Consider the following 15,662-nt stretch of genomic DNA (forward strand, 5'->3'; position numbering starts at 1 on the left):
CGGATCGCAGGGCGACGGAGGTCAATGGAAGGCGGGGGGAAAGGCAGAAAGGAGCCGTCATGGCTCACGCGGCACCCGCCTCACGAACCTCCGGCCTGCGCTCCATGGCGGCCGGCTCCAGGCTCTCGATGGCGCTCCCTCTCCTGCTCGGCATCGTCTACGGCTTCTGGGCCTCGGGCATCCGGCGCGATGCCGGCCCGATCACCACGGGCAACGTCCTGTTCGGCTTCCTCACGGGCATCATCGTCGCCGTGGTCACCTTCGGGATCCACCGGGCGTCGCCCCGACTGCCGCGCGAACTGCGCGCCGTCACCTGGGCCGCGTGGGCCGGTATCGCGTTCGGCTATCTCTACAGCCTGACCGACGCCACGGTCCTGCGGTCCACGATCATGGCCCTGACGGTCGCCGTCGGTGTGTTCGCGGCGATGTTCTACCGCTACTACACACATGAGTGACAGACCATCAGGACCACGGGGCGGGCGCCGGTGAACCGGTACCACGCCCGGTGACACCCGTTCGGCCGAGCCCTCCACCGCAGACCCCGCCATCTGCCCTGTCCCCGCTGGCGCCCCCTGCCGCGCGCGCGTTGCCTTGGAGGGTGATGCGAAGCGCCCTGTCCGTCGTCCTGCTGGCCCTGGCCTGCCTGCTCGTGCCGCTCGGCACGCTCTCCGTATGGGCCGAGTACGAGGTCGGGGACAGTGACCGGTACGTCGCGACGATGGCTCCGCTCGCTTCGGAACCGGCCGTGCGGGGCGCGGTCGCCGAGGCCGTCACGAACGCCATCACGACGCAGCTCGACGCGGGGCCGCTCCAGTCGACGGTCGACGCGTTCGTGCACGACGCGGTGAAGTCGTTCACCGGCACCGAGGCCTTCCGGACGGCGTGGAACACGGCGAACCGGGCCGCGCACGACGCCGTGCAGCAGGCCATCGACGACGGCGCCGACGGCCCGGTCACCATCGATCTCGCGCCCGTCACCGGGCAGGTCAGGCAGCAGCTCGGCGACGACGGCGTGCCCTTCGCCGACCGCATCCCCGTCACGCACACCACGATCATCGTGATGAGCTCGCGCGACCTCGACCGACTGCGCCAGTCGCTGCACCTGCTCCAACGGGCGGGCCTGTGGCTGCCGTTCGCCGCGTTCGCCTTCGCCGCCGCCGGGCTCACGCTCGCCCGGCACCGGCGCCGGGCCCTCACCGCGACGGCGCTCGGCGTGGCCCTGGCCGCGGCGGCGCTCCTCGTCGCGCTCGCGATGTGCCGCTCCCTCACCCTCGACAACCTGCCCTCGGACGTGGACCGCTCCGCGGCGGCCGCGGCCTACGACGCCCTCAGCTCGTCGGTGCGCACCGCGTCCCGGTGGACGGCCGGCACGGCCCTCGCCGTGGCCGTCTGCGCCTGGCTGTCGGGGCGCCTGCGCCACAGGTTCCCACCACGCCCTCCGGATCCTCCCGAAATGCGGCCCGCCGCTTCCGGGGTGAGCATGCCAGTGACACCGAGGAGGACTGAATGAGCGAGACCCCCACCACCCCGACACCGCCCCCCGGCCCCGACGCGGGCCACGGCGTCTGGTCGGACAAGCACCGCTCCGCCGGGCCCGACCCCACCCGGGGCGACGGCGCGGGCAGCGGCTGGGCGTCCGGCGGCACGGTCTTCGCCGGCGTCCTGATGATGGTCGGCGGCATCCTGGGCATCCTGAACGGCATCGCGGGCATCGCCAAGGACGACGTGTACGCCCACATCGGCAACTACACGTACGCCTTCAACCTCACCACGTGGGGCTGGATCCACCTGATCATCGGCGTCATCGTCGCGGTCACCGGCTTCGGCGTCCTCAAGGACCAGGGCTGGGCACGCGGCGTCGGCGTCGCCATCGCCGCGCTGTACATCATCGCGTACTTCATGTTCCTGCCCTACGAGCCCATCTGGTCGGTCATCGCGATCGCCATCGGCGTCTTCGTCATCTGGGCACTGGTCAGCGACAGTTCGCACCACGCCGCCCGGGCCTGAAACCGGGCAACCGTTCCCCGCGCCGGCCCGTCTTTGAGGGAGGATTCCGGCATCCGGCGCCGCAGGGTGTCGGAGCGAGCGGAAGGCGGGCCCGGCCTTGGAGCATGTGACGCAAGCGCCCGGCCCGCCGCCGGTCCTCTCCTACGACGACCGGGACCGCAGGCCGGGCCGCTCCCTGGCCGCCTGGGCCGCCGGCCTGCTCCTCGCCGGAGTCAGCGCGGTCGTGGGCTGCCGGATCGCGGACGTGGACGGGGTCACCCCCGTCCCGCAGCTCCTGGCGTTCCTGCCCTGGCTCCTCGCGCCCACCGGCGCCGCGCTGCTGCTCACGGTGCTCGCGCGCTGGCGGCTCGGCATGGTGTGGGGCGTCGCGGCCCTGGGCGCCCTCGCCTGGTACATCGAGCCGTACGGCAAGGACGTCGAGGCGAGCGGGCCGCCCGTCGCGGAGGTGCGGGTCCTCTCCTCGAACGTCCAGTTCGGGCGCGGCACCGAGTCGCTGGTCGGCGCGGTGCGCCGCGAGCGGCCCGGCCTGGTGTTCGTCGAGGAGTGTGATTACGGGTGCCAGGACACCCTGCGCCGTGAGCTGCCGCGCGCCGACTTCCCCTACCGGCAGGCAGTGGAGGCGGGCGGATCGAAGGGGTCGGTGATTCTGAGCCGGTATCCGCTCAGGGCCGCCGCGGGCGTCCTCGGGACCATGGGCATGCCAGGCGCCGTCGCCGATGTGAAGGGCCACGACGTACGGGTCCAGCTCGCGCACCCGATGCCCCCGCTGCCCCGGCAGGTCGGCCTGTGGCGCTCCGAGCTGGGCGAGCTGCGCGACTTCGCCGCCGCGGGCCGCTCGCAGCCGACCATCCTGGCCGGCGACTTCAACGCCACGCAGGACCACGCCGCGTTCCGCCGCATCCTCGACGCGGGCCTGCACGACAGCGCCCGCCTCACCGGGAAGCCCCGCGCCCCGAGCTGGCCCTCGCGCGTCCGGCCGCCGCTCGGCACCCAGATCGACCACGTGCTGGTGAGCGAGGAGTTCTCCCCGCACACCGCCCGCTTCGTCGAGCTGGCCCACACCGACCACCGCGCCCTCCTGGTCGACCTGACGATGCACCGACCGGCGACGTCCTGAGCCGGGGCGACCGGCGACGTCCTGAGCGCCGGGGCCCCGTAGCGTTCAATGGACGGCATGCGCCCAGAGTCCCCGGCCCGCCATCTCGCACCGCCCGACTGGCTGGTCAGGAGCCTGCGTCCGCACCCCGCGCCGATCCCCTGGGCGGCCGTCGCGCGCGCCGGCCTCGCGCTGTCGGTGCCGCTCGCGATCGGGCTCGCCGCCGGGCAGCCCGCGTACGGGGCGCTCGCCTCCATGGGCGCCCTGTCCGGCGTCATCGGCGACACCGCCGACGCCTACCGGATGCGGATCCTCAACATCGCGGTGCCGCAGCTGTTCGGCGCGGTCGGCGTGACGGTCGGCGCGCTCGTCTACGGGCACGGCTGGGTCGCCGTCGCCACCGTCACGGGCGTGGCGCTCGTCTCCGGGATGATCTCGACGATCGGCGCAGTCGCCTCCGTGTCCGGGCTGCTGCTCCTGCTCAACTGCGTGATCGGCGCCGGGCTGCCCCTGCCGGGCGAGTGGTGGCTCGCGCCGCTCCTGATGACGGGCGGCGGACTCCTCGTCCTCGCGCTCGCGCTGCTCGCCTGGCCGCTGCGGTCCGGGGTGCCGGAACGCGCGGCCGTCGCCGCCACGTACCGCTCGGTCGCGAACCTGCTCGCGTCGGCGGCCGACCCCGAGAACTACGCCGAGACCCGCTACGCCGTCACCCAGTCCTTCAACCAGGCCTACGACCTCGTCCTCGCCCGGCGTGCCCTCGCCCACGGCCGCAACCCCGAACTGGTGCGCCTGATCGCCCTGTTGAACGCGCTCACCCCGATCGCCGAGTCCGCGCCCGCCGCCCACCAGCACGGGGTGCCGCTCCCCGCCGCCGTCCCCGACGCCGTACGACGCCTCGCCGACGCGGTCGACACCGGCAGCACCGACGCGGGGCCCCTCGACCTGCCCGCACCCGAAGGACCCGCCGCCCGCGCCGTCGACCACGCGGTGCGGCACGCCGCCGACCTCGTCAACAGCAAGAACACGGACCCCCACCGCGCCCTCGACGCCGACCGTCTCGGCCGGCCCGCCGCCCTGCGCGTGCGCGCCGTCCGCGCTGCGCGCCGCGTCGTACTGTCCGGCTCCTCCTGGCGCTACGGGCTGCGCCTGGCCCTGTGCATCGGCATCGCCCAGGTCCTCGTCTCGACGGTGCCGGTCCCGCGCTCCTACTGGGTGGCGCTGACCATCACGTTCGTCCTCAAGCCCGACTTCGGCTCGGTGTTCTCGCGGGCCGTCCAGCGCGCGCTCGGCACGGCGGTCGGGCTCGTACTCGCCACGGTGGTCCTCGCCGAGGTGCCCCTCGGGTGGTGGGACGTGCCCGTGCTGATGGCGCTCGCCGCGCTCATCCCGGCGCTCACCCCGCGCGGCTACAGCTATCAGACCGCCGCCATCACGCCGGCCATCCTGCTGCTGTCCGACACCCTCAACCACCAGGGCATCGGGCTCGTCCTGCCGCGGCTCCTGGACAGCCTCATAGGCTGCGCCATCGCGCTGGTCGCCGGGTATGTGCTGTGGCCCGAGAGCTGGCACACCCGCATCGGCGACCGGCTCGCCGACGCCATCGCGGACACCGCGACGTACGTGGAGCGCGCGTTCGGGGCGTCCGCGGACCCGGACGTCCCGGCCGCCCGCGCGCGGATGCGCCGCCGGCTCTACCGCGACCTGTCCGTCATCCGCTCGGAGTTCCAGCGCGCCCTGACCGAACCGCCGCCCACGGGCCGCCGCGCCGCCGCCTGGTGGCCGCTCGTCGTCGCCGTGGAACGCATCGTGGACGCGACGACCGCGGCGCGGATCCGGGTCAAGCAGGGGGCACCGGTGCCGGGGGCCGCCGAGGTGGCGCAGGCCGCGGGGCAACTGCGGGAGCTGGCACAGGGGCTGCGCGCTTCCGACGTCCTGAAGGGGGTGCGCGCCGACTTCAGCGAGGCGGACCGCAGCGGAGTGCTGGAACCCGTACGTCAGGAGGTCGCGGCCGCCCGCGCCATCGCCTCACCGCACTGACGCCGGTACGAGACGCGGATGCGGGCCGCCCCGGGGAGGGGACGGCCCGCATCAGTGTGGGGGGTGGCTCCGGTACGTCAGTGACGGTCGGCCGGTGAGGGTCAGCCCGTCTTGGCGGACTTCTCCAGCGACTTCACGGCCTTCGCGAAGCCGTTGGCCCACAGCTGGTTGACGCGGGACTTCTCGTTCGCGTCCGGGTACGGGTTCGTGCAGGACGTGCCCGGGCCGCCGCCCGACATCAGCTCGCTGCACGGCCCCTCGTAGTGGTCGGGGAGCCCGAGGACGTGACCGGTCTCGTGCGCGGTCACACGGGTGGAGTCGTACTCCTGGTTCTGCGCGTAGTCCAGGAAGACGTAGCCGCTGCCGTGCCCGTCCGTCGACGCGTACGAGCCGCGCGGGTCGTTGCCCTCGCGGTAGGAGAAGTCGCCGCCGCCCGAAGACGCCTGGAGCTTCACGTTCGACACGGAGGAGTTCCATATCGACGTGCTGTTGGCTATCTGCTGCGCGAAGGACGGGGCACCCGACGCGTCGTACGTGACGGTGACCGACGCGGCGTGCGGGTGCGCGGCGCGCTTCTGTGCGACCGACTTCAGGACGGCCTGGAAGAACGCCTTGTTGGCGGCGGCCTCCTCGGCCGAACCCGCGTAGTGGGTGTAGCCGGCGACGACCGGGGCCGGGGCGGCGGACGCGGGGGCCGCGGTGGCGAGCGCGCCGGCGGCCAGGCCGATGCCGGCCGCGACCGAGGCGTAGCGCAGGGAGAGCTTCATGTGGGGGGCTCCTCCTCGTTCCGTGAGTGGGGGTTACGTGAACGGTTCGGTACGAGGGAGAGTGTGGAGGCGCCCGGGACCCCTGGGGATGATGGCAATTGGCGATAGGACGGAGCTATCACCCGCCCAACTCGCCCGTTTCGGTTCGCATTTGGACGTCTGGTGCGACCTCCGTGACCGCCTTACGCTCGATGCCCATGGAGCTCGAGGTGAGGCACCTGCGCGCGCTGTGCGCCATCGACGACACCGGGAGCCTGCACAAGGCGGCCCGCCTGCTCGGCATGACCCAGCCGTCCCTGTCCACCCAGCTCAGGCGCATCGAGGAGACGCTCGGCGGCGCGCTCTTCGCCCGGGAGCGCACCGGCTGCCGCGCAACCCCCCTGGGCCGCGTCGTCCTCAACCGCGCCCGCCCCCTCGTGGACGGCATGCGCGCTCTCGTCACGGAGACCAGGGCGGCCGGCGCACTCGCCGCGGGCGGCCCCCATCTGCGGATCGGCTCCACGGCGAGCCGGGCCATACCGGGCTGGCTGCGACGGCTGCGGCAGCGCGAGCACCCGCCCGGCGGCGAGCCGGCGCTGCGCATGGACGTCTCCGCGAACGCGCTCCTGCGGCACGTCGGCGACGGACAGCTCGACGTGGCGTTCGTGCACGAGGTCGAGGGCAGCCCGCTGCGCGTCCCGCCGGGTCTGCGCTGCCGCGTCCTGGTCGAACGCGAACCGCAGTACGTGTCCCTGGCCGCCGACCATCCGGCCGCCCGGCGCCGCGTCGTGCGCCTCGCCGACCTCGCGGACGACCGGTGGATGGTCGACCCCACCGTGGACGGCGAGTGGCACGGGCTCCTGCGGGTCCTTCGGGCCGCCGGGCTCAACCCCCGGATCCTGCACGGCGACTACCTCACGGCGGCGTCCCTGGTCGCCACGGGCGAGGTCGTCGCCCTGTGCCAGCCCACCTCGCGGGCCCGTCCCGACATGGCCATAAGACCCCTCGACGGCGACCCGATCGGCGTACGCCTCGTCCTGGCCGCCCGCACGGAGGCCGAACTGGACGCGGTCTACGGAGACTTGGAGGACGCCTACTGGGAAGCGGCCCGGCAGGCACCCGCGTATCGCGAGCGCCTGCCGGACGCGGCGTCGGCCTGAGGCGACCGAGGCGGCCTGAGCCGGATCAGACGCCGATGTCGCAGCCGTCCTCGCGCCACACGGAGACCACCGACGGACGGACGATCCTCCCCGGCCCGTCGGGCCACGCGCTCGCCGGCTTCTCGACCGACGCGCCGTCGACCTCGCCCGGGTGCTGCACCGAGACGAGGACCCGGCGGTCCTGGACCAGCGGACCGCAGGTCTCGGCGCCGTTCGGCATCGTCAGGAACTGCTTGAGCTCACCGCGCCGCTCGCCCCGCGTCGCGACACCGAACAGGCCGTCGTGCGTGCCGAGCGCGTTGCCGTCCGTGGAGATCCACAGGTTGCCGTGCGGGTCGAACGCGACGTTGTCCGGGCAGGAGATCGGGCTGACCCGGTCCTTCGGAAAGCCCGCGAAGTACGTCGCCGGGTCGTCCGGGTCGCCCGCGACGAGGAAGAGCGACCAGCCGAAGGTGGTGGCCTCGGCGCGGCCCCGGTGCTCGGTCAGCTCCAGGATCTGCCCGTGCTTGTTGAGATTGCGCGGGTTCGCCTCGTCGACGGGCGCCTTGCCGGCCTTGCCGCGGTCCGAGTTGTTCGTCAGCGCGACGTAGACCTTCCCGGAGTGCGGGGACGGCTCGATGTCCTCGGGGCGGTCCATCTTCGTGGCGCCCACCTTGTCACCGGCGAACCGCGTGAAGAGGTACACCTCCTCCGCCGTCATGCCGTCGACGTGCGAGACCGCGCCGTGCGGGCCGGCCGTGGCGAGCGGCAGCCACTCGCCGCCGCCGTCGAACTCTCCGTCCACGGGCAGCTTGCCCGTGCCGTCGATCTCGGCGGCCGGGGAGTTGCCGGTCAGCCGGGCGACGTAGAGGGTGCCCTCGTCGAGGAGCGTCAGGTTGTGCTCGTGCGCGGCGCGCGAGCGGCCCTTGGCGACGCGCTTGCTGCTCACGAACTTGTAGAAGTAGTCGAACTTCTCGTCGTCGCCCATGTAGACGACCGGGCGGCCGTCGTCGGTCAGGCGCGGCTGCGCGGCCTCGTGCTTGAAGCGGCCGAGCGCGGTGCGCTTGCGCGGGGTCGACTCCGGGTCGTACGGGTCGAGTTCGACGACCCAGCCGAAGCGGTTCGCCTCGTTCGGCTCCTTGGCCAGGTCGAAGCGGTCGTCGAACCGCTCCCACTTGCGCTCGGAGGCCTCGCCGGTCACGCCGTAGCGCTTGAGCCGGGCGGCCGTGGCCGGGTCGGTCACCTTCGCGGCATTCGCGAAGTACTGGTTGAAGTTCTCCTCGCCGTGCAGCGTCGTGCCCCACGGAGTGGTGCCGCCCGAGCAGTTGTTGAGCGTGCCGAGGACGGTACGGCCGCGCGGGTCCGCCTTCGTCCGCACGAGCGCGCTGCCCGCGACCGGGCCCGAGAGACGGAACTCGCTGGTGGCGGTGAGGCGGCGGTTGAGCTGGTGCCGCGTGACGGCCGACAGCCTGCCGCTGCGCCGGGACTCCTCCACCACGACGACCGACAGGCCGTGCGCCGCCCAGGCGGTCTCCACCTGCTCGCGTGTCGGGTTCTCGGGGTCGTACCCCTTGAACATCAGGATCTCGTCCGTGTACTCGTGGTTGGCGACGAGGACCTGGCGGCCGTGCTCACCGTGCAGGGGGAGGAGGCTCAGGAAGTCGTTGTTGTAACCGAATTGTCCCGCCTGGGCCTTTGCAGACTGCTTGTCCGGGTCGAAGGCGGGCGCTCCGCGCAGGATGGGCTGGCCCCAGCTGATGACGACGTTCTGGGCGTGGCCCTCCGGGACGGTGACCCGGTCCGCCGTGTTCGGCGCGACGGGCGTGAACCGCAGTCCGCGCGCCCCCTTGTCGCCCTTGTGCGCTACGCCCGTTGCCGCCCCCGGCGGCGTGGCGGCGGCGGCCTGCGGGGCTCCCGAGCCCACGACCGTACCGGCCGTCGCGGCGGCGACGGTCACGACCGCGGCCGTGCGCAGCATCGAACGGCGGCTCAGCGCACCGGCGATGACGTCACCGACGTACTCGTTGGAACTGGTGTTGGGCACCTCTTGAAAACAGGCATCCCCACAACGGAACCGGCAGGTCAGCGCGGCACGGCCCCCGTTGTGCGAGCCGATAAGCGGCAGCGTTTTGCGCACTCTTTTCCTCCCCTTTACGGTCACTCGGGCGTGACGCTAGGGGCGTGGCCGAGCGAGGAGGGGGACGGCGGGTGAACGAGCGGTGAACCTGTGCCGGGCGTGCGGCAGTTGAATGCCCTTCGCCCGGGTGGGCGACCCTGCCCAAGATCACGGAACGTGGCGGCTAACCTTACGTGTCCGCCCTGGCCAGGGGTTACGGAAACCAACTCATGCGAAGGGTTGCGCACATGGGCATTCGGAATCTCCTGCGGAACGCGTTCGGAAGGCCGCGGAAGTCCTCGCGGGGTGACGAGGCGGCGACCGCCGCACCCGAGGCGACGGTCCCGGCACCGGCCGGCGAGGCGACCCTGCCGAAGGCTGCGCCCGCCGAGTCGGCAAAGGCGCCCGAGGCCGCTCCCGCCAAGGCAAAGGCGAAGGTGCCCGCACCTTCGACCGAGCCGACGCCCGCGCCGTCGACGCGCGAGGCGGACGACCTGGTGGCCGCGGCGTTCGACAACGTCAAGGTCCCCAAGCCGTCGGCGCCGGTGGACGAGAAGGCCACCGCCGACGCGGAAGCGGAACCGACCGCGGAGCCCGCGGAGGCGGAGACCGAGCCGGCGGCGGAGGCGGCCACAGAGCCCGTCGCCGAGCCGGACGTGAAGACGGAGACGGCGGCTGCCGCGGAGCCTGTCTCCGAGCCGGTGACGGAAGCGGAGTTGAAGACGGAGACGGAGGCGTCCCCCGAGACCGCCGTCGAGCCCGAGGTCGAGGCCGAAGCTGAGCTTGAGGCCGCCGTCGAGCCCGAGCCCGTCGCCGAGGCCGAAGCGGAACCGGCAGCCGAGAGCCCTGAGCCCGTCGCCAAGACCGCGGCGGTGGCGGAGGCGGTGGCTGACGCAGAGTTTGTCGCCGAGCCGAAGGTGAAGACGGAGGCCGAGGCAGCGCCCGAGGCCGTCGCCAAGACCGAGCCGGAGGCCGAGGCAGTCGCCGCGCCCGCCGCCGAGCGCGAGCCGGAGGCCGTGGTCGAGCCCGCGCCCGCCGCCGAGCGCGAGCCGGAGGCCGTCGTCGAGCCGGTCGCCGAACCCGAGCCCAAGGCCGTCGCCGAGCCCGTCGCCGAACCCGAGCCCAAGGCCGTCGCCGAGCCCGTCGCCGCTGCCGCGTCGGAGCCCGAAGTCGTCGCCGACCCCCAGCCCGTCGCCGCCGAGGCCGACGCGGCCGAGCCCGTCACGGAGCCCGCGCCGCAGGCCGACGCGGCCGAGCCCGTCGTCGAGGTGGCGCCCGAGGCCGACACCGAGGCCGGCACCGAGGCCTCCTCCCCCGCCCTCCCCCTCGCCCGGGTCAAGTCGCGCGCCCCCGGGCTCGCCGCTGCCTACAAGGCCGCCGGTAGTGTGCTCAAGAAGAACGACCTCGCCGGGGTCCGGGCCACCGTCTACCTCGTACTCGACCGGTCGGGTTCGATGCGTCCGTATTACAAGGACGGCTCCGCGCAGGCGCTCGGTGAACAGGTGCTCGCCCTGGCCGCGCACACCGACCCCGAGGCGACCGTGCACGTCGTCTTCTTCTCCACCGACATCGACGGCACCGGCGAGCTCACCCTCGACGGGCACGAGGGCCGCGTGGACGAGCTGCACGCATCGCTCGGCCACATGGGCCGTACCAGCTACCACCGCGCGATCGAAGAGGTCGTGGCGCACCACGAGAAGTCGCAGTCGCAGACACCCGCCCTGGTCGTCTTCCAGACGGACGGCGCCCCGGACGCGAAGGGCCCGGCCAACCAGGCCCTCGCGGACGCGGCCCGGCACCCGCTGTTCTTCCAGTTCGTCGCGTTCGGCGAGCACGAGGCCAAGGGCTTCGACTACCTGCGCAAGCTGAAGGCGCCCAACGCCGCGTTCTTCCACGCGGGCCCCACCCCCCGCGAGCTCACGGACGCCGAGCTCTACGAGGGGCTGCTCACGGACCTGCCGCAGTGGCTGGGCTCGCAGCAGGCCTGACCCCCGCACCATCCGCGCCCCCTGTCCCCGCCCCGGCGGGGACAGGGGGCGCCGCAGTTTCCCCCGCGCCGTTCCCCCCGAATCGGGAGAAGCTGGATGGATTCCGGCCCCGAGGGAAGGACCGCGCACCATGAAGGCCGCCGTAGTCACCGACTTCACCCGGCCCCTGGAGATCCAGCACCGCGTGATCCCGCGGCCGGCCCCGCAGCAGGTCCTCGTCCGGATGGAGGCGAGCGGGCTGTGCCACACCGACATTCACGCCGCCGCCGGTGACTGGCCCGTCAAGCCGGTCCCGCCGTTCGTCCCGGGCCACGAGGGCATCGGGATCGTCGAGGACCTGGGCGAGCGGGTGGGCCACATCAACGTCGGCGACCGCGTCGCCATCGCCTGGCTGGGCGAGGCGTGCGGCTACTGCGACCACTGCGTGACCGGCTGGGAGACGCTCTGCCTGAAGCAGCGGAACAGCGGCTACTCGGTCGACGGCTCCTTCTCCGAGTACGCCGTCGCGCACGGCGACTACGTCGTGAAGGTCCCCGAGGGCCTCGACCCCCTGGACGCCGCCCCGCTGACCTGCGCGGGAGTGACGACGTACAAGGCCGTGAAGGTGTCGGGCGCCGGCCCCGGCAAACGCGTCCTGATCTCCGGGATCGGCGGCCTCGGCCATCTCGCGCTCCAGTACGCGCGGATCGCGGGTGCCGAGACCGTCGCCGTGGACGTCACCGACGACAAGCTGCGCCTCGCGCACGAGCTGGGCGCCGACCATGTCATCGACGCCCGCACCCAGGACGTCGCCGAGACGGTGCGCGGGCTGGGCGGCGCCGACGTCGCGATCGGGCTCGCCGTGTCGAACGCGTCACTCCGGGCGGCGTACGGCTCCCTGCGCAGGCACGGCACGCTCGTCCTGGTCGCCCTGCCCGCCGGGGGGAAGCTGGAACTGCCCGTCTTCGAGCACGTGCTCGAAGGCAAGAGCGTGATCGGTTCGATCGTCGGCACCCGGCAGGACCTCGCCGACGTCTTCCAGTTGCACCGCCTCGGCCGTACCCGTGTCATCCGCGAGCAGCGCAGGCTCAAGGAGGTCAACGAGGCGATCGAGGACATCCTGGCGGGCCGGGTCACGGCCCGGCTGGTCTTCGACTTCCGCTAGGCACCGCACCCGCACCGGCACCCGCACCGCGCCCCCAGGGCCGTCCACCCCGTAAATACCGGGAGGGGCGGCCCCGCCGTGTCGGATACGATTCCTTGATTCGACTGACGTACACCGTCACCGCACGCAGCGACTTGGGAGCAGCCCCCGATGGCTCGACACCTCATCACCAGCGCCCTTCCGTACATCAACGGAATCAAGCACCTGGGCAACATGGTGGGGTCCATGCTCCCGGCGGACGTGTACTCCCGGTACCTCCGCCAGCGCGGCCACGACGTCCTGTACATCTGCGCCACCGACGAGCACGGCACGCCCGCCGAGCTGGCCGCGAAGGAGCAGGGCCTGCCGGTCGCCGAGTTCTGCGGGAAGGCGCACGACGCGCAGAAGGCCGTGTACGACGGCTTCGGCCTGGCCTTCGACCACTTCGGCCGCAGCTCGTCCGCGCAGAACGCGGAGCTCACGCAGCACTTCGCGCGCAAGCTGAACGAGAACGGCTTCATCGAGGAGCGCGCGATCCGTCAGGTGTACTCGCCTGCCGACGGCCGCTTCCTGCCGGACCGCTACGTCGAGGGCACCTGCCCGCACTGCGGCTACGACAAGGCGCGCGGCGACCAGTGCGAGAACTGCACGCGCGTCCTGGACCCGACGGACCTCATCAACCCGCGCTCGGCGATCTCCGGCTCCACGGAGCTGGAGGTCCGCGAGACGAAGCACCTCTTCCTGCTCCAGTCGAAGCTGCAGGTCGAGGTCGAGGAGTGGATCGCGCGGACCGCGGGCGAGTGGCCGCAGCTGGCCTCCTCCATCGCCCGCAAGTGGCTGACCGAGGGCTTGCACGACCGCGCGATCACCCGTGACCTGGACTGGGGCGTCCCCGTCCCGGCCGACACGTGGCCGGAGCTGGCCGCCGAGGGCAAGGTCTTCTACGTCTGGTTCGACGCCCCGATCGAGTACATCGGCTCGACGAAGGAGTGGTCGGACGAGAACCCGGCGGACCGCGACTGGAAGTCGTGGTGGTACAAGGCCGACGACGTCCGGTACACGCAGTTCATGGCCAAGGACAACGTCCCGTTCCACAGCGTCATGTTCCCCGCCACGGAGATGGGCGTGCGCGAGCCGTGGAAGAAGGTCGACTACCTCAAGTCCTTCAACTGGCTGACGTACTACGGCGGCAAGTTCTCCACGTCGCAGAAGCGCGGCATCTTCACGGACGCCGCCCTGGAGATCCTCCCGGCCGACTACTGGCGCTACTTCCTCATCGCCAACGCGCCGGAGTCCGACGACTCCTCCTTCACGTGGGAGCACTTCGCGGCCACGGTGAACAAGGACCTCGCCGACACCCTCGGCAACTTCGTGAACCGCGTCCTGTCCTTCTCCCGCAAGCGCTTCGGTGACGACGTGCCCGCGGGCAAGGAGGCCGGCGAGGCGGAGGCGAAGCTGGGCACGGAGATCGCCGGGCTGCTCGCGGAGTACGAGGCCCAGATGGAGGCCCTCCAGTTCCGCAAGGCCGCGTCCGCGCTGCGCGCCCTGTGGTCGGCGGGCAACTCCTACCTGGAGGAGAAGGCCCCCTGGCTGGAGATCAAGACCGACCCGGAGGCCGCGGCCCTCACGCTGCGTACGGCGATGAACCTCATCCACCTGTACGCGGTCGTGTCCGAGCCCTTCATCCCGGCCTCGTCGAAGGCGATGCGCGGCGCGTTCGCGCTGGCCGACGACACGGCCACATGGGTCACCGCCGAGCAGGCCGTGGCCCTGGACACCGTCCCCGCGGGCACGGCCTTCACGGTCCCGCCGGTGCTCTTCGCGAAGATCACCGAGGAGGACCTGGAGTCCTACCGCGAGCGCTTCGGCGGCGCTCCGGAGTAACGCATTCCGGGGGAAAGGGGTGCGGGGACCTGTCCCCGCACCCCTTTCCCGTACCCCGCTACTGGCATGTCCACGATCGCGATTAGGGTTTCGCCATGCCAGTTCCCGCAACCATCCCGATCGCCCACGAGCCGGACCACCGCACCGCCACCATCGGCCGGTACGCGGACGGCCAGTTCCTGGCCACGGTGACGTACGCCTTCCCGGAGGGCTACCGCCCCGACGACGGCTGGGAGGAGCACAAGCGTCTCTACGCGGTGCTCCACACCTTCGACACCTCGGGCAGGTACCGCGACTCGGAGATCTGGTGCGCGGGGACCTGGGCCGGGGGCGCCGAACTCGCCCAGGCCCACGCCCACTTGGACAAACTCCTGGCAGCCCTGCCCGGCCGTGCCTACGGCGACATCGCCGTCCGCCCGTTCCGGCTCGCCGTGGACCGCGTGCTGTTCGGCCTGATCGCCGAGGACGACGACGAGGGCGGCTGGGCCGAGCTCTACCCGGACCGCCTCGGCTTCGGCGAACCGTGGGACGGCCGGTACGACACCTGAGCGCAGCCCGCGCCGGCGCCCGTCAGGAAGCCGTCGAGGCGGAAGCTCCCGGCTGCGTGTCCGTGCTGTCGTGCGTCTCGTCGGGTGCCACCGCCATCGTGATCGACCCGATGACGCCCTTCGCGATGCGCCCCTTGCCGTACGTCAGCTTCAGCAGGCCGCCCGTCGTCCCGCTCTGGTCGTAGATCGTGTCCCCGGTCAGCGTCGTGCGCTCGGTCGTGCTCGTCGAGTACGGCGCGACCTTCCCCGAGGCGATGACCGCGGCCTCCTCGAAGAAGAACTGACCGGTGTGACAGGTGTGGCCGCCCTCGTAGCCGGCGTCGGTCCACTTGCCGTCCACATGGACCTTGGTGTGGATGTGCACGGCACGGCCCCGGTACCAGCCGGGAAAGACCGTCCTGAACTCGACGCTGCCGTGCTTGTCCGTCTTCCAGGTGCCCCGCAGATAACGCTCGTCGTCGGTGGGCTCCTCGTGTCCGCCGCCACCGCCGCCCCCGGGCGGGGCGCCCGTCGGGGCGCCGGACGGCTGGTCGGTCGGGGCTCCGCTCGGGGCGCCGCTCGGGGGCGTGCCACCGCCACCGGTGGAGAGGGACTCGTACCCGGAGTAGATCCCGAGCGCGTCGCAGTGCCAGATGTCGACCGCCGCGTTCCGCAGGGGCTTGCAGGTCTCGGCGTCGATCACCTTGAGGCGGAGGACCATCGGGATGCCCTCCTTGTCCTCCGTGATGTCACGGCGGAGCTTGTCCGCGTCGATGTAGTACGGGCCCTCGGTGGTCTCCGAGGTGAGCCGGTAGCAGGACTCCGCCCCGGACTTCCTGTCGGCGGTGTCCGTCTCCCCCGCGAACGCGTTGGCGGCGATGGAGCCCCCGACGCCGACGGCCGCCACGGCGGCCCCGCCCGCGAGGATGACCTTCCGGCGGGTCATGTCACGTTTGTGCGCTGGTCCCTGAGTCTCTGTCATGGGAAGCGAAGCTAGGA

Annotated in this window: 13 protein-coding genes; 10 read left to right on the forward strand and 3 right to left on the reverse strand. The window is 72.4% G+C overall.

Features of this window, described 5'->3' with window-relative positions:
- The first annotated feature begins 59 nt into the window (after positions 1 to 59).
- The 5 genes from OG758_RS24965 (at position 60) to OG758_RS24985 (ending at position 5,140) form a co-directional block, all read left to right on the forward strand.
- Positions 60 to 455: a hypothetical protein gene (locus OG758_RS24965; protein ID WP_326712015.1), complete on the forward strand. Its 396-nt coding sequence runs from the start codon at positions 60 to 62 to the stop codon at positions 453 to 455.
- A 146-nt stretch (positions 456 to 601) separates the two neighbouring features.
- Entirely contained in the window at positions 602 to 1,510 is a 909-nt protein-coding gene (locus OG758_RS24970) for a hypothetical protein (protein WP_326716024.1), read from the forward strand.
- A complete protein-coding gene (locus tag OG758_RS24975; RefSeq protein WP_326712016.1) occupies positions 1,507 to 2,007 on the forward strand; it encodes a DUF7144 family membrane protein in 501 nt (166 codons plus the stop codon). Before OG758_RS24970 ends, OG758_RS24975 begins: the two co-directional genes overlap by 4 nt.
- A gap of 106 nt (positions 2,008 to 2,113) precedes the next feature.
- Positions 2,114 to 3,124: an endonuclease/exonuclease/phosphatase family protein gene (locus tag OG758_RS24980; RefSeq protein ID WP_326712017.1), complete on the forward strand. Its 1,011-nt coding sequence runs from the start codon at positions 2,114 to 2,116 to the stop codon at positions 3,122 to 3,124.
- 57 nt (positions 3,125 to 3,181) lie between these two features.
- Positions 3,182 to 5,140 carry an FUSC family protein gene (locus tag OG758_RS24985; RefSeq protein ID WP_442810343.1) on the forward strand — a complete coding sequence of 653 codons (1,959 nt, stop codon included), beginning with the start codon at positions 3,182 to 3,184 and terminating at the stop codon, positions 5,138 to 5,140.
- Between the two features lie 101 nt (positions 5,141 to 5,241).
- Here OG758_RS24985 and snpA read toward each other — a convergent pair whose 3' ends face one another.
- Complete coding sequence (snpA, locus tag OG758_RS24990) at positions 5,242 to 5,907, reverse strand: snapalysin (RefSeq protein ID WP_326712019.1); 666 nt, start codon at positions 5,905 to 5,907, stop codon at positions 5,242 to 5,244.
- A gap of 197 nt (positions 5,908 to 6,104) precedes the next feature.
- On the opposite strand from snpA, the gene OG758_RS24995 reads away from it, so the two are divergent.
- Positions 6,105 to 7,046 (forward strand): LysR family transcriptional regulator, encoded by a 942-nt coding sequence (locus OG758_RS24995; RefSeq protein ID WP_326712020.1) that lies wholly within the window; start codon positions 6,105 to 6,107, stop codon positions 7,044 to 7,046.
- Positions 7,047 to 7,071: 25 nt separating this feature from the next.
- Here the strand turns inward: OG758_RS24995 and OG758_RS25000 are convergent, their stop codons facing one another.
- Positions 7,072 to 9,162: a PhoX family protein gene (locus tag OG758_RS25000; RefSeq protein ID WP_326712021.1), complete on the reverse strand. Its 2,091-nt coding sequence runs from the start codon at positions 9,160 to 9,162 to the stop codon at positions 7,072 to 7,074.
- Between the two features lie 227 nt (positions 9,163 to 9,389).
- Between OG758_RS25000 and OG758_RS25005 the strand changes: the two genes are divergently transcribed.
- From OG758_RS25005 to OG758_RS25020, 4 genes are all read left to right on the forward strand, one after another.
- On the forward strand, positions 9,390 to 11,129 hold the full coding sequence (locus OG758_RS25005; RefSeq protein ID WP_326712022.1) for a VWA domain-containing protein: 1,740 nt from the start codon (positions 9,390 to 9,392) through the stop codon (positions 11,127 to 11,129).
- A 130-nt stretch (positions 11,130 to 11,259) separates the two neighbouring features.
- Positions 11,260 to 12,273, forward strand: a complete 1,014-nt coding sequence (gene adhP / locus OG758_RS25010; RefSeq protein WP_326712023.1) for an alcohol dehydrogenase AdhP — start codon at positions 11,260 to 11,262, stop codon at positions 12,271 to 12,273.
- A gap of 150 nt (positions 12,274 to 12,423) precedes the next feature.
- Entirely contained in the window at positions 12,424 to 14,136 is a 1,713-nt protein-coding gene (metG, locus tag OG758_RS25015; RefSeq protein ID WP_326712024.1) for a methionine--tRNA ligase, read from the forward strand.
- A 95-nt stretch (positions 14,137 to 14,231) separates the two neighbouring features.
- The gene (locus OG758_RS25020) at positions 14,232 to 14,684 is read left to right on the forward strand and encodes a hypothetical protein (protein ID WP_266562144.1); all 453 of its coding nucleotides are present in this window, start codon (positions 14,232 to 14,234) and stop codon (positions 14,682 to 14,684) included.
- 22 nt (positions 14,685 to 14,706) lie between these two features.
- On the opposite strand, the gene OG758_RS25025 is transcribed toward OG758_RS25020, so the two are convergent.
- Positions 14,707 to 15,609, reverse strand: a complete 903-nt coding sequence (locus OG758_RS25025) for an intradiol ring-cleavage dioxygenase (protein WP_442810344.1) — start codon at positions 15,607 to 15,609, stop codon at positions 14,707 to 14,709.
- Positions 15,610 to 15,662 lie beyond the last annotated feature (53 nt).

It is taken from the genome of Streptomyces sp. NBC_01474, from assembly GCF_035918215.1.
Lineage (GTDB): Bacteria > Actinomycetota > Actinomycetes > Streptomycetales > Streptomycetaceae > Streptomyces > Streptomyces aureus.